Source organism: Limosilactobacillus portuensis (genome assembly GCF_028607025.1).
Classification (GTDB): domain Bacteria; phylum Bacillota; class Bacilli; order Lactobacillales; family Lactobacillaceae; genus Limosilactobacillus; species Limosilactobacillus portuensis.
In genome coordinates, this window is record NZ_CP117297.1 from 41,882 (window position 1) to 62,042 (window position 20,161).

Below are 20,161 nucleotides of genomic sequence, written 5' to 3' on the forward strand. Positions count from 1 at the left end.
CTTTTACACTATTTATCACAATTATCCCTCGTGGTAGTTCCCGTTTACCTGGCGTATTGGTTAAACCATCGTAAGTGATAATAGTCAGTGACAGCATCTAACCCACAATTAAAGCCCCTTGGTAATTATGGCGGATTACCGAGGGGCTTTTGTGTTAGTGAGAACCAAATGCATAATCCTCACCTATCCTTTACATTTATATTATAACATGAATCAACCAAAGGACAATTAACATGAAACAACTAGTTTTACCCATCAAGGATTCCAATATTCTGCACAAAGTCGAGGATACTTTGCTCAATAACTTCAAAGCTGGCCGTCGCAGCTACACGATTTTCCAAGTTGGCAAGGCGACCCTGCTCAGAGTGAGTGATGTATTAGTGCTCAGACGCACTGAAATTTTCAATGATGATGAGACGGTCGTTAAAAATGCGTACATTCGGGATAAAAAGACCGGTAAGCCCAATATTTTGTACCTAAAACCTGTTAAACAGGACTTATTAACCTATTTTCAATGGTTAAACCAACAAAATCTCCACTCTGACTGGCTTTTTCCCTCCATTCAGCACCCTAATCGGCACATTACTGAGAAACAATTCTACAAAATTATAGCCAAAACCGGCGATTTACTCGGTATTGACTACTTGGGCACCCACATCATGCGGAAAACGGGGGCTTATCGGGTTTACACGCAAAACCATTACAATATCGGTCTGGTCATATCACTACTTAATCACTCCTCCGAAGCCATGACCCTCAAATATTTAGGACTAGATCAAGTTAGTCGGGAATAAGTGCTCAATGAAGTTAAGTTCGATTAGGCACTATCTCCCAATTTCACTCGTTAATCAGGTTAGGTTTAGCCATAAACCGGTCTGATTAACGAGTCTAGCAAGCGATAGCGCGGTAGTTTACATTTATTTGTATTTTAATAGTATGGTATACTAACATACAAATAGAGGTGATTTAGATGAAAAGAACACCAACTACAATTCGTCTTGACGATAAGCTCAAGAAGGAGTTAAATAAGGAACTCAAATCTATGGGATTAAGCATTAATGGGTACTTCAACTTAGCTGCTCGTCAATTAATCATTCAGAAAAAGGTTCCCTTTGAAGTGCTGGCTGAAACTGATGAACCAACCGAAACGACTAAGAAAGCCTTAGTCACTGCCCAAGCGAAGGAACTCGGCATTATTCCCGATGATTCCCCTAGCTTCGACAATGTAGACGAGTTAAAGAACTACTTGGATAAAGAATAATGTATCAATTAAAAGCGGTTATGTCCGTATAATTGGTGTAAATTCTAAATAGGACTTTGTGAAATCTGAAAGGAACTTCATTATGCCAAAGGTTGAATTAAATCTAGAAGATGACGAACTAAAGGAACTATTACTAGGTGATCGGGATAAGGCCATGCAATCAATTATGGCCAAGATTCTTGATGAAATTCTTAAGTCCGAAGCGACTGAGCAGATTAAAGCTAGGGCTTATGAACGTTCGGATGAACGTACCAATTCACGGAATGGTTATCGAGTTCGTCAGCTTACCACACGAGTAGGGACACTTGAACTACACGTTCCTAAACTCCGTCATGGTAATTTTTCAACGCAACTGTTCAAACGCTATCAGCGTAGTGAACAGGCTTTTGATTTGGCATTAATGGAAATGGTAATCCAAGGTGTTTCAACTCGTAAAGTAGCTGAGATTACTAAGAAGTTATGTGGGACAACCTTTTCTAAAAGTACGGTCTCGGCTTTATGCAGTAATTTGGACGACCAAGTGCTAGACTTTAACCGACGTCCCCTTACGCAAAAGTATGCTTTTGTGTATGCCGACGCAACTTTATTTAAGGTTCACCGTGGTCATGTTGTGACGAGTAATAGTTTACTCGTTGCGATTGGAATCGACCCTAGCGGTCGTCGAGAAGTGCTCGGTTTTGATAGCGGGTTAATCAAGAAATCCGGCGTCGTGACCGTGTAATCCGGATATTCCCGAATGATCTAAGTGTCTTGCGACTAATGGGGGCACTACTGATTGAACGGAATGAAAAATGGGCTGCTGGTCCACGATACTTAAACATGACCGTTTACCACGGGATTGAAAAAGATGCCGACTCAGAAGAAGTCGGTAAGCTTAAGCTTGTGAAATGATAAATTCGCGGAATTTAATTTACACCAACATTTTGGACTTGACCCTTTTATAGTAAGATATTTATAGCTCATACCGGATACCTCGAATTGTTTGATTTGGTCGTTAAACGTACAATAGCCTTAAAAGTTGTCACTTTTTATTTCTCAAAGTGACAACTTTTAAGGCTATTGTACGCCCACGAGGTAACGGGCCTTTTGATATTATTCAATAGTAACTTTAGTCCTGTTGTTAACAGTATTATATCACGTGAACCATATAATTTCCTATCCAAATAGTCCAGCTTTCTTCCAGCCACATTGTTTCAAATAATCTCGAATCGACTTTTTAATGATTGAAGTATCTAACTTAGATTCAACAATTCCAACTTTACCGCTCTTCTTGTCCTGTCCAATACCAAAAGAAATACTTTTCTGATAAGTCTTTCCCTTAGAAAAGGAGATGTCTTTACTGAAAGATAGTTTACCGTTATGCATCCTAATACTTGATGTCTTACTAGAAGTGCTATCAACTTCCTTCCATTTCCCGTTATCTTTCAAAGTAACTGTAAAAGTAAACTCTTTGTCCTCATCGGAGATTCCACCCTCAGTGAAAAACCGGGCATCCATCCATTTCCATGTACCAATAATCGAATCTCCTTCAACAGTAACTTCCCAAGGATTGTTATCAGAATTTAGAACCTTTGGTGCATCGCTTAAAACTTTTTCTTTCTCAATCATAAGAAATCATCTCCTTCTTTTGATAATCATTATTAAACATAACTAACCTTATAATACCAAGACCAGTCATATCGCCAGTAGTAAACCTGATCATACTATAACCGTAGTACACAATATAACTGTAAACTCTGGCGATATGGATAGGACAAGTGATTTTGATTTAATAAAACATAACCTGACAGATGTAATTGAATTCACCAAAATTATCATTGATTATGACGGATTCAACCCAACCACAGATTTTTGGCAACCCCTAGTAACAACATACTTTAAATTAATTGATCTCCCGACCGATCACGACCCCCATGACGGGAGCCATCCAATCCGGGGCGGGCGTCCCCTGGGAGTAGGTAGAGCCAGTGGCGAAAATCATGGAAGCCCTCCTTTCATTCTTGCGTATCTTCGGAAAGCCGGAAGGTATCGACGAACTGCTTGTATTCCGAGCTGGAAGTTCCAAAGGATTCGAGGCCATAGAGGCCAGCGGACGAGTAAACGACCTCTCGACGCATGATCACCGAGGAGTCCTCGCTATCGTGACCGGTGTAGGAAATGGCCATATGCCCGTCCACGGTGGTGAAGGAATACTTGTCAATCTGCAGAAGACGAGCGACATTGGTCAAGACCTTACGTTTCTGCGCGTCATTGAACCCCTTGGAGTCCTCGACTTGCTTCCGAGTGAATTTGGTGACGGACACAGCGTAGTTGATGTGATCCTTGTCATTGACCGTCGAATAGCGGGCATAAGCGCCGGTGGGATCCTTATAGGTGTCCTTCTCCGGAACGCCCGGGAAATAGACGGAATAGCCCAGATCCTTGGACGTGAACTTCTTCCAGCCCTGGGGGGCAGTGACGGAGGAAGTGGCTTTGTTCGCCGATGGGGCAGTCGACTGGGAGGAACCGCAGGCGGCCAGACCTGTCGTGAAAGCCATCGTTGCTATGACAGCGGAAATCCGCCTGAAAAACCTTTTCATATCAAACCTATTTTTCTTTCTTGTCATTTCTTGCTTTTCCATTGTAACACCTTCTAAAGTATGCAGATAAAAATAATCTGGAATGGTTTTATCTTCAATTAAACACTGAACAATATATTTCCAAGGACTCCGCTTTTGATCATCAAGCTCTTGAGGTAGTGAACTTTTAAATATTGAACGCCACTTGGGGTCTTGGCGCCGCTTTTTGAACTGTTTTTTAAAAGCTTTGGTATATTTAATTACTCTTGCCGTTTATTTTGAAGACTCCAATGCGTCATCGGAGCTAAGCAATTGATCTAATTCTTTAAGGTTACGGGCTTCGGGTAGCTTTTCTTTTCCAGATAGAGCATCAATAACTTCTTGAATCTAATTTTTTAACTGCCAATTAGGGATTGAATAATATTTAGGTAAACCATCATGAGCAACTGTTGTTAATGTCATGCGCATAAAATCAGAAATTGTTAGACCATGATTAGCCAATACGTCTTTGGCTTTACTTTTAATAATTCCGTCAATTCGAGCTTCAATTCTTGCCATTCTCATCACCTCAGTAATATTGTACGTTATCTGGCGTACAAATCCAACCATATTTAACTAGGTTAAACTCTTTACAGAACGAGCAAAGATTCTTACATTAAAGACAACCATACAGTCAGAAAGCCGGGAGCAAGCTGCTTTTTTAGTATTTCTTATGATATACTTAAATTAAAAGTCGAGGTGGCCTTTATGTTTTTATTAAAACTACATGATTTAATCAAGCATAATTATGAAAATGGCTTGGATTCCAAAGATTACAGCTATAGGTCTAATAATTCTAATAGCCTATCAGACTTTGATAAAGGAAAGTTTCAAGCTCAGACTGATTATCAAAGTGGAAAAGCGATCAAACACTATCCTAAATTACTATTTGAATTTTTAAATTTTGTTTTTTTACGAAAGATGCAGGAAATCGTAAATTTCATAAATGGATATAACTATGAAATGAGAAAACTGCAAAAAATGGATAAAAATTAGATTAGCTAATTATTCAAACCAGTGGTAGGGTTTCTGCAAGGTTAATATTCACTTTTGATATATCAGAAAGGAGCTAAATAATAACTAAACCTTATAAAGAGGCTCTTTATAATATAAGCCAACTGAAACTTGAAAGCGCAGAATAGCGGGTTTAACCCGTCATTCTGCGCTTTCAAGTTTCAGTTAAACATCTAATCCTCACTTCTGATAAAGTTAACTATTCTTTTGCTGAAAAAGGGAAAAATATATTCAGCAATTTTTGTAAAGTAAATCAAATCACTGTACCCTGTTGCTTAGATTTCTCGGAGCGAAATTTCCACTTTGGAGGAAGAATAGGAAATGATCTTCTAAATTATTTATTGGAAGACGATTTGTGTAAGTTAACCAAAAGTCGAAAAGTAGACCTTTGTAAAGAGCCTGCTAGTATTGTTCAATCGGTTTTTACCTAAGTTAAGTTACGAAATAGGACTTTTAGTTTGATCGTTTAAGCGCATTTGTACAATTTTAACGTTCCAAATTGAAAATTGTTTACCAAATAAAATAACGATAACTAGATAAGAAATAGGAAGCAAACATTACTTATGGTGGTAATGTTTACTCCCTTGTTTATTTTGCAAAGGCATTTTATGATCAGCAATTATTCCTTTAGATAGTTTCCCTTGATCTTTTATGATAGATAACCCTTTAGCTCGTAAAAGGATAAGCATTTCACGTTCTTTTATAGTAAGATGTTTATAGCTCATACCGGATATCTCGAATTGTTTGATTTGGTCGTTAAACATATTCTACCCGGTATGGGTTTATTTTTTACTTTGTGTTGTATTTCAATTGTAAATTCGCCATCATACCAGCGTCACCAAGTGCAGGGTTCAATTCTTACAGTAGACCAGCTTTGCAGAAGTAATTTTGCAAGATTTATTTTGTTAATTAAAATAAAATTAAGAGATTTTGCCCAATTAGAAATTTCTTCAAAAATGCCATCAAATCAGCATTTATAACTCACTTATAATATTTAACCGCGCTATTACAATAACACGATCTTCAAAAAATAGTTTGACAATCAAAATAAATTCATTATAATTTGACTATCGAATATTTTGATATTCGAAATACTTTTGCAAGGCAGATGACGTAATTGGCAATAATGGACTCCCAAGAAATCATGGACCTAATCCCGAATCGTTACCCGATTTGTTACATTGATTATGTCGATGAACTGACTCCTGGCGAAGAGATTGTAGCGACAAAGAACGTGACCATCAACGAGTCCTTCTTTCGGGGCCACTTCCCCGGCAATCCAGTGATGCCTGGTGTACTGATTATTGAAACACTGGCCCAAGCGGCATCAATCTTAATTCTTAAATCGCCAGAATTCTTCAAAAAGACTGCTTACCTAGGCGCCATCCACAATGGAAAGTTTCGACAAATGGTCCGCCCTGGAGACGTTCTTAAGCTACACATCAAGATGGTTAAGAAACGCCGACAGATGGGAATTGTCGATGCGGTAGCAACGGTAGCGGGCAACCGCGTTTGCAGCGCAGAATTAGTTTTTATCGTTGCTAACCGTGACGCTAAGCTATGATGAATGATTTCGGCTATAATGTATTTTGAAAGTAAAAATATTTGATACAGCAAAATAACCAAAGGAGAAATACATTATGGCGGATGAATATCAAAGAATTAACCATGCCCTAATCAAGATTTACAACGGTATTTTATGGATCGAAGAGAAAAAGCTTCGGGAGAGTACCTTCAGCGATCTGACCATCAAGGAGATGCACGCAATTGACGCAATCTCCATGTATGACCACCAGACTGCCAGTCAGGTCGCAAAAAAACTGCACCTGTCCCCTGGCACGATGACTGCAACTGCTAACCGGTTGATTGCTAAGGGTTACGCTGAACGTTTCCGCGACCAGGAAGACCGGCGGATAATTCGTTTGGGTCTCACTCACAAGGGCCGGGTCCTTTACCGGGCTCACCGTGCCTTTCATAACATGATGGTCAAGCGTTTCTTGAAGGGAATGAATGATGAAGAGCAGTGGACAATCCGCAAGGCTCTCCGCAACCTGGAAGATTTCTTGGAAGAAAATTCTTAAAATTTAAGGAAGAAACACATGAATAATTGGCAAATCGTTACAACGGCAAGCTATGTACCGCAAATGACAGTATCCAACGACCGGTTAAGTACCATAATGGATACTTCCGACGAGTGGATTCGAACACGGACCGGAATTAGACAACGCCATATCAGTCAAGGGGAAAATACAGCGGACCTCGCCACTCAGGTTGGCCAACGGCTATTAGCCAAGGCTCACTGGGCGCCAACCAGTCTTGACCTAATCATTATTGCGACCATGTCACCAGATTCCTATACCCCATCGACCGCGGCAATTGTTCAAGGACTCTTAGGCGCAACTGCTGCCCGAGCGTTCGATGTTTCAGCTGCCTGTTCTGGTTTCGTCTACGCTCTCGATATTGCCAGTCGCTTCATCGGTTCGGAATGTCATCGCGTCATGGTGATCGGCAGTGAGGTGCTCTCAAAGATCACCAACTGGCAGGACCGGACCACCGCAGTGCTTTTTGGTGATGGGGCAGGAGGTGTCTTAATCGAGACTGATCCAGAACCCCACCTGTTGGGTCAACACCTCGCTACGTTTGGGGACCGCGGTAACCAGCTTGTTGCTGGGCAGACCCGGGTTAACCACCAATTTCCCCCTACCATTACCGACGTGAGTCCCTTTCAGATGAATGGACGAGCCGTATATCGGTTTGCAACCCATGCGGTCCCAATATCAATTCAGACGGCCTTACAGAATGCTGGATTGACCGCTGATCAAGTGGATCGTTTCATCCTTCACCAGGCCAATATACGCATCATCCAACAGGTTGCCCGGCGTCTGGTTCAACCGATGACTAAGTTTCCCACCAACATTGATCAATACGGCAACACCTCAGCCGCTAGCGAACCAATTCTTCTAGACGAGTGTGTCCGACAAGGACTAATTCGTCGCGGCGACTTGGTAGTCCTTAGTGGCTTTGGTGGTGGCCTGACCGTTGGAACAATGATTATTAAATACTAAATTACATTAATAAATATAAGAGAGGTTTTTATTATGACTAAAGAAGAAATTTTTGAAACTGTTCAATCAATTGCTGCTGATGAATTGGACACTGACGCAGACAAAATTAGCATGGACACCAGCATTCAAAACGACCTGAACGCGGACAGTCTGGACGTTTTCGAAATCATGAACGAACTGGAAGACAAGTTTGATATCGAACTAGATGGCGACAACGCCAAGGCGGAAACAATCAGCGACGTAGTGGACCTGGTTGCCAAGCAACTGGCCGCAAAGGATAACTAATGAAAATCGGGATTCTTTTTAGCGGCCAGGGTGCCCAGAAACCGGGGATGGGGCTTGATCTGCTGGTCGATCCCCTCTTTGCCCAGACGGTCGCTGAAGCAAGTGCCGCCACTGGTTTAGACATCACCACGATCCTTCGCAGTGAACATGGCGAACTCGACCAGACAGCAAACGTACAGCCAGCCCTGGTAACCGTCAGCTACGGTCTTTACCGAATGCTGCGCCGGGACCTGCCGAAGCTGCCAGTTGCTGGATTGGTTGGCCTTTCGCTCGGTGAATATGCCGCCCTGTTAGCTGCTAAGGCAGTCTCGGCCGCAGACGGTTTTAAGCTGCTGACTGACCGTGGCCGTTACATGCAGACCGACGCTGATGCCCAAGCTAGTGGGTTAGCCGCTCTGGTTGACCCCCAGGAAAAGGTGGTTGACCAGGTGTTGGCCACATCAGCAGTACAGGTTGCCAATTACAACTCCCCCCACCAACTAGTAATCGGGGGGCCTGTTGCTGAACTAAAAACGGCTGTTTCGCAGCTCAAGACGGCCAAGGCAGCAAAGAAAATCGTTATTCTGCGAGTTAGTGGGGCTTTTCATACCCCACTATTTAATAATGCACGGCAAAAGATGCATGATCGCCTAGCAACGGTCACTTTTGCCACACCACAGGTTCCTGTCATCAGTAATACGACGGTTTACCCGTTCACCGCTGATAACCTTTCCGAAATTTTGGAACGACAGTTAGCCGTCCCGACCCACTTTGGAGAGGATCTGCAATACTTGATCGACCACGAAAAGATCGATCAGACGCTCGAAATTGGTCCGGGGAAGGCCCTTTCGCACTTTGCTCGGCAGGTTGATCGCAATCTTCAGCGGGCAAATATTGCTACCATGACGGATTACGAAAATTACGTTAAGGAGCATCAGGAATGGATTTAAAAGATAAAGTCGTGCTCGTTACCGGGAGCACACGCGGCATCGGAGCAGCCACAGCCCTAGCCTTTGCAAAAGCGGGTAGTCGGGTCATTCTGCATGGTCGACACCCCCTTGGCGAAGACATCAAGGACCGGCTGACAGCAGTCAATGCCAGGTACGCCTTTCTTACGGCTGACCTGGCAAACCCGACAGCCCTCAAGCAGTTTGCCAAGGACGCCTGGGACCAATACGGCCAAATCGATGTCGTAGTTAACAATGCCGGAATTAATAATGATAAGTTGCTGGTCAGCATGAATCAAGCCGACTTTGATTCCGTAATCAACGTCAACCTTCGGAGTCCTTTCTTGCTAACTCAGGCCCTACTTAAAAAGATGTACAAACAACAGCACGGTTGCATCATCAACCTCGCCAGCGTGGTCGGGCTTCATGGTAATATCGGCCAAGCCAATTACGCCGCTAGCAAAGCAGGGATCATCGGCCTGACAAAGACCACCGCGCGGGAAGGGGCGCTTCGCGGAATCCGGTGCAACGCTATCGCTCCGGGAATGATTCAAAGCGACATGACCGCAGCACTCTCATCCCGCGCTCAGCAACAGATTCTCAACCAAATTCCCGCCAACCGTTTCGGTACCGTTAATGAGGTCGCTCAAACCGCCGTTTTCCTGGCACAGAACGATTACATTACGGGTCAGACAATTGTAGTTGATGGCGGAATGACCATTTAGAGGTGAAAAAATGAATCGGGTAGTAATTACTGGAATGGGCGTAATCGCCCCCAATGGGAATGGCCTCGACGCTTTTGTTGCCAACACATTAGCAGGTAAGGTCGGAATTAAGAAAATTAGTAAGTTTGATGCCCATGACACCGGAATTACGGTGGCTGGGGAGATCGACGATTTCGATCCGCGGGCCGTGGTTGGTAAAAAAGCCGCTCGCCGAATGGACCTTTATTCCCAGTACGCCGTTCAAACTGCGGCTGAAGCAGTCGAGATGGCTGGCATCAACGCCAACAACACCAATCCCGAAGAAATGGGGGTCATTTATGGCTCAGGGATTGGTGGTTTAACCACCATTCAGGAACAAGTTATCAAGATGCATGACAAGGGTCCCCGGCGGGTATCACCGCTCTTCGTCCCGATGGCCATCTCAAACATGGCTGCCGGTAACATTGCCATCCGCTTTGATGCTCAGAACATCTGCAGTTCCGTTACCACCGCTTGTGCGACTGGAACGAATGCCATTGGCGAAGCCTACCGGCAAATTCAAGATGGCCGGGCTACAGTGATGATCGCTGGCGGGGCCGAGGCATCAGTCAACGAAATTGGGATTTCTGGCTTTGCAGCTCTCAGTGCCCTCTCCACGAGCACTGATCCCCAAGCCGCCTCCCTGCCTTTCGACCGCGACCGGAACGGTTTTGTACTCGGCGAAGGTGCTGGAACCCTAGTCCTTGAAAGCCTAGAACACGCCCAACATCGCGGCGCCCGTATTCTCGGTGAAGTGGTCGGCTACGGCGCAACTGGGGACGCATATCACATTACTGCACCAGATCCTGAAGGAAAAGGTGCTGCCCGGGCCATGCAACAGGCCATTGCTGAGGCTGGTATCCAGCCCCAGGCAGTTGACTACATTAACGCGCACGGGACAGCCACCCACGCCAACGACAGCGGTGAGTCCCTGGCTATCAACAAGGTTTTTGGACCGGATAACCAGGTTCTGGTCAGTTCCACCAAGGGGATGACCGGTCACCTGCTCGGTGCGGCAGGAGCCATTGAAGCTGTGATTACCGTTGCCGCCTTAAAGCGTGGACAACTGCCCCAAAACGTGGGCTGTTTCCACCAGGATCCCGAATGCAATATTAATTTGGTTAGTGAGGATAATCAGGCGGCCCCAGAGGCCCAGTATGCCCTAAGTAATTCCTTCGGCTTCGGTGGTCATAACGCCGTCCTCGCTTTTCGGAAATGGGGGTAACAATTAATTGCAATTTGATGAACTGCAAAAATTAATACATGAGTTTGAGCAATCCTCGGCCCGTGAATTAAAGATTGACGATCATGATTTTCATTTATATCTAAGCAAAAATCAGCAATCGATCCAGCAGCCAACTGCCGGCGCCCCGACAGTCAACAATCAAACTGGATCGACGACTCCCGCAACGGCTGACACAGCTTCTGACAACCGTCATCAGATCAAGGCCCCCCTCGTCGGAACGGTCTATCTCCAGGCTAAGCCTAAGCAGCCACCGTACGTCACGGTCGGCCAGCATATCCATAAAGGAGATATCGTCTGCGTAGTTGAAGCAATGAAAATGATGACCGAAATTAAGAGCGATGTCGACGGGGTCGTCACATCAATCGACGTTGATAACGGCGAACTGGTTGAATGTGACCAGTCTCTTTTCACAATAACGGAGGCAAAGTAGTATGACAAAAGTTAATTGGGGGTCTGAAAAGATCCAACAAATTATCCCACACCGCTACCCAATGCTATTGATTGACCAGGTCGAAGAAGTGGTCCCGGGGGAGATGGCCATTGCCAAGCGTAACATAACTGTTCACGAAGAAGTCTTCAACGGTCACTTCCCGCACAATCCAGTCCTACCAGGCGCACTGATCGTCGAATCACTGGCCCAGACTGGCGCGGTGGCTTTGCTATCTGCCCCACAATTTAAAGGAAAGACCGCTTACTTCGGCGGGATCCAGTCTGCCGAATTTCGCCGAGTTGTTCGGCCTGGCGACACGATGAAGCTGTCGGTTCATTTGACCAAGATTCGTCACAACATTGGAATTGGCAAGGCCGAGGCCACCGTTGATGGTGAACGGGCTTGTTCGGCCGAATTAACATTCTTTATTGGTTAGGATGTGAGACGCATATGTTCACAAAAGTCTTAGTTGCTAATCGTGGTGAAATCGCCGTTCGTATTATCCGTTCACTGCATGAACTTGGAATCAAGTCGGTTGCCATCTACTCCACGGTTGATCGCGAAAGTCTCCACGTCCAGCTTGCGGACGAGGCCGTCTGTGTTGGCGGTCCCCGTCCCCAGGATTCTTATCTCAACATGCAGAATATCCTGGCGGCCGCGGTTGGTACGGGGGTCCAAGCAATCCATCCCGGCTTTGGCTTTCTTTCGGAAAATAGTCAATTTGCCGAAATGTGCCAGGAGTGTGGCATCACCTTCATCGGTCCTCAAGCCCAAACGATCGACCTGATGGGCAATAAGGAACATGCTCGTCAACAGATGAAAAAGATCGGTGTTCCAGTCATCCCAGGCAGTGATAGCTATATTAATAATGTGAACGAGGCCATCGAGGTTGCCGATCGAATTGGTTATCCAGTTCTAATCAAGGCAGCTGCCGGTGGCGGTGGCAAGGGAATCCGCCGAGTTACGGATGCTCAGGAAATGAAGGCGGCCTTTCACGAAGCACAGAGTGAGGCCCGCCTTTCTTTCGATAACGACCAAATGTATATCGAAAAGATCATGGAAAATGTTAAGCACATCGAGATGCAGATTTTCCGGGACCGGTTTGGCCACAGTGTCTATTTCCCTGAACGGGACTGCTCGCTTCAGATTAACAAGCAAAAGGTCCTGGAAGAGAGCCCCTGCAAGCTAATCACTCCCACAGAGCGGAAAGAGCTGGGGCAGATCGCGCTCCGAGCAGTCAATGGGATTGACTATCTCAATACTGGGACTCTCGAATTTCTGATGGATCAGGACCATCATTTCTACTTCATGGAGATGAATACCCGGATTCAAGTTGAGCACACAGTCACCGAGATGGTCACTGGTATCGATATCGTCAAGGCTCAAGTCAGGGTAGCGGCTGGTGCTCCCCTCCCCTTTGACCAATCAGATATCCAATTGCAGGGCGCGGCAATCGAGTGTCGGATCAACGCTGAGGATGCGGAACACGGTTTTATTCCTTCGACCGGCCAGGTTAAGTACCTTTATCTGCCCGTCGGCAACCTTGGGATGCGGATCGATACCGCCCTTTACCAGGGCGCAACCGTCACCCCCTTCTATGATTCCATGATTGCAAAGGTCATCGCCCTCGGCCATAACCGGGAAGAAGCAATCGAAAAGATTAAGCGGTTATTGAACGAAATGGTCATTGTCGGAATCAATACCAATCAGACCTTTCAACAGGCCCTGCTCACCGATCCGAATTTTATTAGCGGCCAGTTTTCAACTGCTTATCTTGAAAAACAGTTCCTACCTCTTTGGAAAGAAAGGATAAGTCAAGATGAACCTGTACGATCAAAATAATACGCTCAGTACCCACCACATAAAGGCCGACCAGCAGGCAGATGCTAAGGTGCCAGATGGACTTTGGCGAAAGTGCCCAAAGTGCGGAACAGCAATCATCACTAAGCACCTTGACCAGTACAACACTTGTCCTCATTGCCACTTTGGCTTTCGAATTGGTGCCCGGCAACGGCTTGCTTGGTTAGTCGACGACTTTACCGAAACTGATCAGGACCTGTTGAGCCAGGATCCGCTGAACTTCCCCGACTACCAGCAAAAGCTTGCGACCTGTCGGCAGAAAACGACATTAAATGACTCTGTACTTACCGGAACTGCCCAGATTGGCGACCAGCACTTTGGACTAGGAATTATGGATCCCTACTTCATCATGGGGTCCCTCGGAACAGTTACTGGGGAAAAGATCACCCGCCTATTTGAACGGGCTACCCAAGATCGGCTCCCTGTCATATTGTTTACGGCTTCTGGCGGTGCTCGAATGCAGGAAGGCATCTTGTCCTTAATGCAAATGGCCAAGATCAGTACGGCCATCAAGGAACATTCTACGGCAGGGCTGCTTTACATTACCGTCTTGACCGATCCCACCACCGGTGGGGTCACGGCCAGCTTTGCCATGCAAGGAGATATCATCCTGGCCGAACCTCACTCCTTAGTCGGCTTTGCGGGGCGCCGGGTGATTGAACAAACCATGCATCAGCGGATACCCAAGGACCTGCAGGATGCAGAAACGCTGCTGAAAAATGGTTTCATTGATCGGATCGTGGAACGGCAGGAAGAGAAATCAGCCCTGCAATGGTTATTAAAGTATGGAGGGTAGCAAAGTGAAAAGACAAGCTGGACAAGTTGTGGCAGCGGCCCGTGATCTGCATAAGGTCACAGGACCCGAGATTATCCACTCATTGATCAACCACTTTACGGAGCTGCATGGTGACCGCCTCGGTGAAGACGATCCCGCCATCATCGGCGGCATAGGCCTATTTCATGATCTGCCTGTGACCGTGATCACGACTGACCGGGGACAATCAGCTGCCGAGCGGATTGCCAAACATTTCGGCTGCCCCACTCCGGCAGGCTATCGCAAGTCTTTACGGCTGATCAAACAGGCGGCCAAGTTCCACCGCCCCGTCATCTGCCTCGTTAATACTCCCGGCGCCTATCCGGGACAATCAGCAGAGGAACATGGTCAGGGGGCGGCAATCGCACAAAACCTGTTGGAAATCAGTCAGGTCCCGACTCCAATCATCACGATTATTCTTGGTGAAGGAGGTAGCGGAGGAGCTCTTGCCCTGGCCTGCGGTGACCAGATCTGGATGTTGGAAAATAGTACCTATTCCATCCTCTCGCCGGAGGGCTTTGCTTCAATCCTCTGGAAGGACAGCAGTCGTGCCGATGAGGCTGCCGCAATTATGCAGCTGATTCCCGAAGACCTGCTCCGCAAGAAGGTCATTGATGGCATCATTGAAGAACCCACCGACCATGCCGCGGTGCTTAGCAACATTGACAAGATTCTCCAATATGAAATTTTCCACCTGCAAAAATTAAGCACCACTGACTTATTACGGCAGCGACATGATCGTTATCGACAATTTTAATGGAGGTTAGTTTTAAATTGGCAGGAATTTTAACAGACAAAAAGATTATTGTAATGGGTGTGGCAAATAAACACTCCATTGCCTGGGGATGTGCCCAAGCAATGGCGGCCCAGGGAGCAACAATTATCTACACTTACCAAAACGAGCGGCTCAAGCGTAGCGTTAGCCGTCTCGTCAAGGCAACGGACAACCTGGTCGAGTGTGATGTTGCCGACGATAACAGTATCCAGGACGCATTTTCAACCATCAAGCAACGGTTCGGCACCGTTGATGGAATTGTTCACGCCGTTGCTTATGCCAAGAAGGATGAGCTGGGCGGTTCTATTCTTGACGCCAGTCGGGACGGCTATGCCCTGGCTCAGGACATTTCATCATATTCACTGATCGCCGTGGCAAAGGCAGCCAGTCAGTTTAAGCTGCTGACGAATCCCGCTAGTATCGTGACCCTAACCTACTTTGGATCAGAACGGGCCATTCCAAACTATAACGTGATGGGGATTGCCAAGGCCGCCCTAGAAGCCAGTGTTCGTTACCTAGCCCGTGATCTGGGGACGGCCGGTGTACGCGTCAATGCCATTTCGGCGGGGGCCATCAAGACCCTGGCCGTCACGGGAATTAAGGGTCACGGTGAGCTGTTGAAGATGTCAGAGGACCGGACAGCCGATGGTAATAGTGTAACCTTGGAGCAGATCGGTAACACCTGTGCATTCTTAATGAGCGACCTATCAACCGGTGTCGTCGGTGACGTCATTTATGTTGATAAGGGAGTGCACCTTATTTGATGAATATACCTAAAAGCAAGGACTTATCAACACGCGCGATAAGTCTTTTTTGTTCACGTTTTAACGGTCAGGTGGTCGTGAAAGCAACTACCCCCTCAACCCAATTACTAGCCCGTCACTACGTCAAAAACCAACGGCCAAATAAATCAATCGCCTTCTTTGCTGACCAGCAGACCGCGGCCTACGGCAAGGGAGGCCGGCCTTTTTACGCCCCCAAGAACACTGGGCTCTACTTCAGTCTGGTCCTACCACCACGACTTAGCCCACAACTGGCTAACATCGGCCTTTTTACTACCGGCGTTGCCGTAGCAATCCGCCGGGCCCTCCATACCTTCTATCCGTACCATGACTTTCGGCTAAAGTGGGTCAATGACCTATACATCGAACAGCAAAAGGTTGCTGGAATCTTGAACGAACTAATTTTTTGCCCAGCACTTGATCAGTCCTGCTGTGTGCTCGGCATTGGCATTAACCTGACCACCACAACCTTTCCTACCAAGTTACAATCCGTAGCCCGGGCCATCGATCCCAACAGGTTGGTTGATCGCAACCGGCTGGCGGCCGCCCTTCTCGACCAGCTCACTTACACCATTTTTCACTATCAGGATGGACAATTATTGACGGATTACCGTGCGCATTCCCTATTGATTGGTCACTGTGTCCGGGTAGTCATGAACCACACTGTCATTCTCGGCACAGTCATAACTATTGATGACCACGCTAAGCTAGTGATCGAAGACGACCAGCACCGGTTTCACCATCTAGCAAGCGGGGATGTCACCAAGATAATTTTTTAAGCAGAAACATGGAGTAACACACAAAAGGGCCTCCAGCGTTCAAACGCTGGAGGCCCCTTCATGCTTACGGGGATTCGAAAACGAACTAGTAAACTAGTTCTGTCTCGCCTTCCCTACTGTTGCTTAAAAAGCAAGCACTTATGTATGGATGTTTTAGTAAATATATTTTTTAGTGTAAGACGGTAAAGAACGTGATGAACCCGAAAAAGATCCCAGGGAAATTAGCCACAAATACAGCCCAATCCCGTTCGCTCTTAAACCAGGCATAGATTGACCAGAGGGTACAATTCAGGCCTGCAACAAACGGTTGTAGTGGTGCACAATAGGCGCCATGAAGGTTGTTGATGATCTGTGGAATATACGAAACATACATGCAGACAGCAATGACACTCGCAATTACGCTCAAAACCCGGATAAATTTAGTTTCCTTCATGAATTGTTCCCTCTCTTTCTAAATCAATTGGTTGCAGCCTTCAAGGCCAATGCAAAGTCCCCGATTGTGGCAGAACCATTGTGCTGGGCCAGTGGCATCATAATGTATTCATCGACGTTGCCCACATCGACATAGTTGTTCAGTAATTTTTTGAATTCGCGCCGAACCTTCTTCAGAAAGTCTTCACTGACGACGCCACCACCAAAGACGATCTGATCAGGTCGGAACATCAAGGTGGTGTCAAGGGCCACTTGTTGGCTGCTGCCTCTTATGGCAATTCCGCCGCCTTTTGATGATAGTCATTTTCTGCTTTACTTGGGGAATAATTACCTACACAACGTTTTAATTCTCGTGAAATAGTACTTGGATTTCGCCCCAGCCGTAACGCAACAGCCCGGATAGATAACCCCTTAGCTCGTAAAAACATAAGCATTTCACGTTCTTTTATAGTAAGATGTTTATAGCTCATACCGGATACCTCGAATTGTTTGATTTGGTCGTTAAACATATTCTACCCGGTATGGGTTTATTTTTTACTTTGTGTTGCATTTCAATTGTAAATTCGCCCCATAAAAAAAGCACCTCACAATTGTTAGAACCTTTGTCTAACCATTACGAGGCACTAGCAGTAGAAACAACGTACATAATATAGTACAATATAATGCAAGAGAAAAGAAAGGAGTCCTTATTATGCCAATTGCTACTACTCAAAGTGATTTCCGTAATCATATTAAAGACTACTTAGATAAAGTCAATGATGAAAACCAAACAGTACTAATTGCACGTTCTAATCAACGAGCAGCAGCTGTTATCTCACAAGAACAACTCAATACCCTTCTTGAAGCTGTTAATGCTAAAGAAGATTCACTAGATTATGCTATTGCCAGAGATAAGTTAATCGAAATGCATATCTTACCTGATGATCCTATCGTTGAACCAACTGACGATTATTGGAACAGTTTTAAGCCAAAGGATAACAGTAACCAATGAGATATCAATATAAACCACGAAAATCGTTTGAACGAAACTTAGCTTATCTTGCACAGCTTGATGTAACAATTATTGATGAAGTAAAAGATGCTATTTTTATTCTCCTCGATGGCGACATACTTCCCGATGATTTTCATGATCACGAACTAGAAGGAAACTATACTGGCTATCGAGAATTTCATCTTCGTGATACTCCCAAAGGGCAGCAACCAACTGAAACAAATGACATTGTAGTTATCTATAAAGTTAACAATCAAGATTTAGTACTCGTTGCCGTTAATATTGGTTCTCATAAAAAATTATTCCATGGGCGTTACCGCAAGAAGCGTTAAAAGTTGTTGGTTAGGGACTAGCCTTGGCAAAATAGCAAAGTTCTGTAAGGAATTCTTTATTAAGCCGGCTAAAATTGTTATGTTAGTTATTTAATAAATTGTTTATTTATTTGTCTGCTAACGATATAATTAAACTAGACAAAGGAGGTATCAAGATGAAAATTATTACTTTTACTGCTATCAAGGGTGGTGTCGGTAAAACAACCTTGACTTTAAATTATGGTGATTGGTTAGCCAAACATGGCAAGAAGGTTCTATTAATCGATTTAGATCATCAGTGTAATTTAACAACCGTTTTTGAAAAGACACGACGAAACAATACCATCGCTGAAGCATTTAAAGAAGACGATAATGCTCAAAAAGTAAAAATTGACAGTGTCGGACCAAATCTAGATTTAATCGCCGGTTTTATAGACCTAGATGTTTTGGGAAGTTATCTAGAAAATAACAGTAACAAAGAAATGATGTTATTCATGTGGTTTAAAAACAACTCCGATTCATTAAACTTAACCGACTATGACTATATCTTAATTGATACACACCCAGATTTTAGTACCATCACTAAAAATGCTATTGCTATCAGTAATTACCTTCTTAGTCCCATCACACCCAGTGAGCATGGTTACAATGCTAAGTTTGACCTAGAAACACGACTCGAAAATTTCAGAAAATCACTTTTTGATTATCGAACTGGCGAAACTTACGTAGACGCAAAACTTTTCTTTATCGTTAATATGATTAGACATAATACAAGTATGTCTCGCGATTTGCTAAAACATATAGAAGGTGATGAAACAGTCGCAACTATAATTCCAGCAAGAGAGCTCTTTAATAAAGCTACTGCAAGGCACGCTTCGATATTTGAATTAGCCAATCACGATAAATCCGTTTTAAAGCAAAATCAAAAGTTCATAAAAAAAGCCGATCATCTTTTTCAAGAATTAGCAAGTAAAACCAAGTAAGGAGAGTTAGCTTATGAGTTTAGATTCATTCAACCATAAAAAAGACGAAGAAATGAGAGAAAGTTACGAAACTACATTGAAAGATAACAAGAATGACGCAGTAGCATTTTTAAAAAATATCAGTCGAAAAGAAGTAGAGCGTAAGCGATCAGTAACCTTCTCAATTACTGAAAGTCAATTAAAAAAAATGGACACGGCTGCCCGAAAAAACGGATTTAAAAATCGGTCAGAATTCTTAGCTTCAATCATAGATGCAATTTAATAAATAAATAATTAATAAAACAATTTATTTAATTAACTCGTAATTAGACAAAAGCTTGTAAAGTGTACCGGACCAAATAAAGTTGCCGGTTAGAAAGCACTATGCTAGACTAAAACTAATTTAACAACCGAATAAAGAGATCAAGCTAAACTAAAAAGATCCCCAGTTCACGAGGAATCAGGGACCTTTGGTTTAGCAAGTAGCTACACGACAGCTACTTAGATTCAGTCGATTTTAACTTGGCGGTCTAAATCGACTGAACATTGTTCTTAATTTGTAGGTTAATTATACCGCAAACCAGTCCCAAAGGACAAGTTAAGGATAGTTAAAAACAAATTGAAGCCAATGGACTAAGTAGCTAACTGGAGCTATTTAGTCCATTTTTTGTTGTTAGAAATTAAAAAAGTTGCCGACTGGGCAACTCACAAACAGATACATGTGGACACATATAGACACATGCTGGTAAATTTACAAAGCCGATCACGTCCAATGTTCGCTTTGTAATTCAGTTAAAGCATACCAGATTTGTATTTTAAAGCAAATCAAATGTTTTAGCAACTCTCTTTTGAGACAGCATGTGTCAGTCAAGAAAGGGAGTTTTTATT

Annotated in this window: 25 protein-coding genes and 3 pseudogenes; 22 read left to right on the plus strand and 6 right to left on the minus strand. The window is 44.5% G+C overall.

What is annotated here, in order from left to right; genetic code table 11:
• Positions 1–233 precede the first annotated feature (233 nt).
• From PRK60_RS09920 to PRK60_RS09930, 3 genes and pseudogenes are all read left to right on the plus strand, one after another.
• Positions 234–794: a tyrosine-type recombinase/integrase gene (locus PRK60_RS09920; protein WP_273646459.1), complete on the plus strand. Its 561-nt coding sequence runs from the start codon at positions 234–236 to the stop codon at positions 792–794.
• A gap of 176 nt (positions 795–970) precedes the next feature.
• Positions 971–1,261: a type II toxin-antitoxin system RelB/DinJ family antitoxin gene (locus PRK60_RS09925; RefSeq protein ID WP_003714205.1), complete on the plus strand. Its 291-nt coding sequence runs from the start codon at positions 971–973 to the stop codon at positions 1,259–1,261.
• 82 nt (positions 1,262–1,343) lie between these two features.
• Positions 1,344–2,152 (plus strand): annotated as a pseudogene (locus PRK60_RS09930) (IS256 family transposase).
• A gap of 264 nt (positions 2,153–2,416) precedes the next feature.
• Here the strand turns inward: PRK60_RS09930 and PRK60_RS09935 are convergent.
• The 3 genes from PRK60_RS09935 to PRK60_RS09945 all read right to left on the minus strand — a co-directional run bounded on the left by PRK60_RS09935 (position 2,417) and on the right by PRK60_RS09945 (position 4,377).
• On the minus strand, positions 2,417–2,869 hold the full coding sequence (locus tag PRK60_RS09935) for a hypothetical protein (protein ID WP_054193997.1): 453 nt from the start codon (positions 2,867–2,869) through the stop codon (positions 2,417–2,419).
• Positions 2,870–3,255: 386 nt separating this feature from the next.
• Positions 3,256–3,882, minus strand: coding sequence for a hypothetical protein (locus tag PRK60_RS09940; protein WP_273646460.1), 627 nt, complete (start codon positions 3,880–3,882; stop codon positions 3,256–3,258).
• Between the two features lie 324 nt (positions 3,883–4,206).
• Entirely contained in the window at positions 4,207–4,377 is a 171-nt protein-coding gene (locus PRK60_RS09945; protein WP_273646461.1) for a type II toxin-antitoxin system RelB/DinJ family antitoxin, read from the minus strand.
• 189 nt (positions 4,378–4,566) lie between these two features.
• Here PRK60_RS09945 and PRK60_RS09950 point away from each other — a divergent pair, with 189 nt between their 5' ends.
• The 15 genes from PRK60_RS09950 (at position 4,567) to PRK60_RS10025 (ending at position 16,577) form a co-directional block, all read left to right on the plus strand.
• Complete coding sequence (locus tag PRK60_RS09950; RefSeq protein WP_273646462.1) at positions 4,567–4,854, plus strand: hypothetical protein; 288 nt, start codon at positions 4,567–4,569, stop codon at positions 4,852–4,854.
• Positions 4,855–5,989: 1,135 nt separating this feature from the next.
• The gene (gene fabZ, locus PRK60_RS09960) at positions 5,990–6,436 is read left to right on the plus strand and encodes a 3-hydroxyacyl-ACP dehydratase FabZ (RefSeq protein ID WP_273646463.1); all 447 of its coding nucleotides are present in this window, start codon (positions 5,990–5,992) and stop codon (positions 6,434–6,436) included.
• Positions 6,437–6,512: 76 nt separating this feature from the next.
• A complete protein-coding gene (locus PRK60_RS09965) occupies positions 6,513–6,953 on the plus strand; it encodes a MarR family winged helix-turn-helix transcriptional regulator (RefSeq protein WP_273646464.1) in 441 nt (146 codons plus the stop codon).
• Between the two features lie 18 nt (positions 6,954–6,971).
• Positions 6,972–7,937: a beta-ketoacyl-ACP synthase III gene (locus PRK60_RS09970; RefSeq protein ID WP_273646465.1), complete on the plus strand. Its 966-nt coding sequence runs from the start codon at positions 6,972–6,974 to the stop codon at positions 7,935–7,937.
• A 33-nt stretch (positions 7,938–7,970) separates the two neighbouring features.
• Positions 7,971–8,222 (plus strand): acyl carrier protein, encoded by a 252-nt coding sequence (locus PRK60_RS09975; protein WP_273646466.1) that lies wholly within the window; start codon positions 7,971–7,973, stop codon positions 8,220–8,222.
• On the plus strand, positions 8,222–9,151 hold the full coding sequence (locus PRK60_RS09980) for an ACP S-malonyltransferase (RefSeq protein WP_273646467.1): 930 nt from the start codon (positions 8,222–8,224) through the stop codon (positions 9,149–9,151). The genes PRK60_RS09975 and PRK60_RS09980 overlap by 1 nt, the downstream gene beginning before the upstream one ends.
• Positions 9,142–9,873 (plus strand): 3-oxoacyl-ACP reductase family protein, encoded by a 732-nt coding sequence (locus tag PRK60_RS09985; protein WP_273646468.1) that lies wholly within the window; start codon positions 9,142–9,144, stop codon positions 9,871–9,873. The genes PRK60_RS09980 and PRK60_RS09985 overlap by 10 nt, the downstream gene beginning before the upstream one ends.
• A gap of 10 nt (positions 9,874–9,883) precedes the next feature.
• On the plus strand, positions 9,884–11,116 hold the full coding sequence (gene fabF / locus PRK60_RS09990; RefSeq protein ID WP_273646469.1) for a beta-ketoacyl-ACP synthase II: 1,233 nt from the start codon (positions 9,884–9,886) through the stop codon (positions 11,114–11,116).
• A gap of 7 nt (positions 11,117–11,123) precedes the next feature.
• Positions 11,124–11,567: an acetyl-CoA carboxylase biotin carboxyl carrier protein gene (gene accB, locus PRK60_RS09995; protein WP_003714183.1), complete on the plus strand. Its 444-nt coding sequence runs from the start codon at positions 11,124–11,126 to the stop codon at positions 11,565–11,567.
• Between the two features lies 1 nt (position 11,568).
• Positions 11,569–12,003: a 3-hydroxyacyl-ACP dehydratase FabZ gene (gene fabZ, locus PRK60_RS10000; RefSeq protein WP_273646470.1), complete on the plus strand. Its 435-nt coding sequence runs from the start codon at positions 11,569–11,571 to the stop codon at positions 12,001–12,003.
• A gap of 14 nt (positions 12,004–12,017) precedes the next feature.
• Positions 12,018–13,409, plus strand: coding sequence for an acetyl-CoA carboxylase biotin carboxylase subunit (gene accC, locus PRK60_RS10005; protein WP_273646471.1), 1,392 nt, complete (start codon positions 12,018–12,020; stop codon positions 13,407–13,409).
• Positions 13,387–14,223, plus strand: a complete 837-nt coding sequence (accD, locus tag PRK60_RS10010; protein WP_124031311.1) for an acetyl-CoA carboxylase, carboxyltransferase subunit beta — start codon at positions 13,387–13,389, stop codon at positions 14,221–14,223. Before accC ends, accD begins: the two co-directional genes overlap by 23 nt.
• Complete coding sequence (gene accA / locus PRK60_RS10015) at positions 14,213–14,998, plus strand: acetyl-CoA carboxylase carboxyltransferase subunit alpha (RefSeq protein WP_273646472.1); 786 nt, start codon at positions 14,213–14,215, stop codon at positions 14,996–14,998. Before accD ends, accA begins: the two co-directional genes overlap by 11 nt.
• 17 nt (positions 14,999–15,015) lie before the next feature.
• On the plus strand, positions 15,016–15,780 hold the full coding sequence (fabI, locus tag PRK60_RS10020; RefSeq protein WP_273646473.1) for an enoyl-ACP reductase FabI: 765 nt from the start codon (positions 15,016–15,018) through the stop codon (positions 15,778–15,780).
• A complete protein-coding gene (locus PRK60_RS10025) occupies positions 15,780–16,577 on the plus strand; it encodes a biotin--[acetyl-CoA-carboxylase] ligase (RefSeq protein WP_273646493.1) in 798 nt (265 codons plus the stop codon). Before fabI ends, PRK60_RS10025 begins: the two co-directional genes overlap by 1 nt.
• 169 nt (positions 16,578–16,746) lie before the next feature.
• Here PRK60_RS10025 and PRK60_RS10030 read toward each other — a convergent pair whose 3' ends face one another.
• The 3 genes and pseudogenes from PRK60_RS10030 to PRK60_RS10040 form a co-directional block, all read right to left on the minus strand.
• Positions 16,747–17,010 (minus strand): SemiSWEET family transporter, encoded by a 264-nt coding sequence (locus PRK60_RS10030; RefSeq protein WP_273646474.1) that lies wholly within the window; start codon positions 17,008–17,010, stop codon positions 16,747–16,749.
• 23 nt (positions 17,011–17,033) lie between these two features.
• A pseudogene (locus PRK60_RS10035) lies at positions 17,034–17,264 on the minus strand (ROK family protein); the annotation flags it as partial.
• Positions 17,265–17,277: 13 nt separating this feature from the next.
• Positions 17,278–17,479, minus strand: a pseudogene (locus tag PRK60_RS10040) (helix-turn-helix domain-containing protein); the annotation flags it as partial.
• A 221-nt stretch (positions 17,480–17,700) separates the two neighbouring features.
• Between PRK60_RS10040 and PRK60_RS10045 the strand changes: the two are divergent.
• From PRK60_RS10045 to PRK60_RS10060, 4 genes are all read left to right on the plus strand, one after another.
• The gene (locus tag PRK60_RS10045) at positions 17,701–18,000 is read left to right on the plus strand and encodes a type II toxin-antitoxin system Phd/YefM family antitoxin (RefSeq protein WP_003712280.1); all 300 of its coding nucleotides are present in this window, start codon (positions 17,701–17,703) and stop codon (positions 17,998–18,000) included.
• Positions 17,997–18,332: a type II toxin-antitoxin system YafQ family toxin gene (locus PRK60_RS10050; protein WP_124031307.1), complete on the plus strand. Its 336-nt coding sequence runs from the start codon at positions 17,997–17,999 to the stop codon at positions 18,330–18,332. The genes PRK60_RS10045 and PRK60_RS10050 overlap by 4 nt, the downstream gene beginning before the upstream one ends.
• 155 nt (positions 18,333–18,487) lie before the next feature.
• The gene (locus PRK60_RS10055; RefSeq protein WP_273646475.1) at positions 18,488–19,294 is read left to right on the plus strand and encodes a ParA family protein; all 807 of its coding nucleotides are present in this window, start codon (positions 18,488–18,490) and stop codon (positions 19,292–19,294) included.
• Between the two features lie 13 nt (positions 19,295–19,307).
• On the plus strand, positions 19,308–19,556 hold the full coding sequence (locus tag PRK60_RS10060) for a ribbon-helix-helix domain-containing protein (RefSeq protein ID WP_003712273.1): 249 nt from the start codon (positions 19,308–19,310) through the stop codon (positions 19,554–19,556).
• Positions 19,557–20,161: the final 605 nt, after the last annotated feature.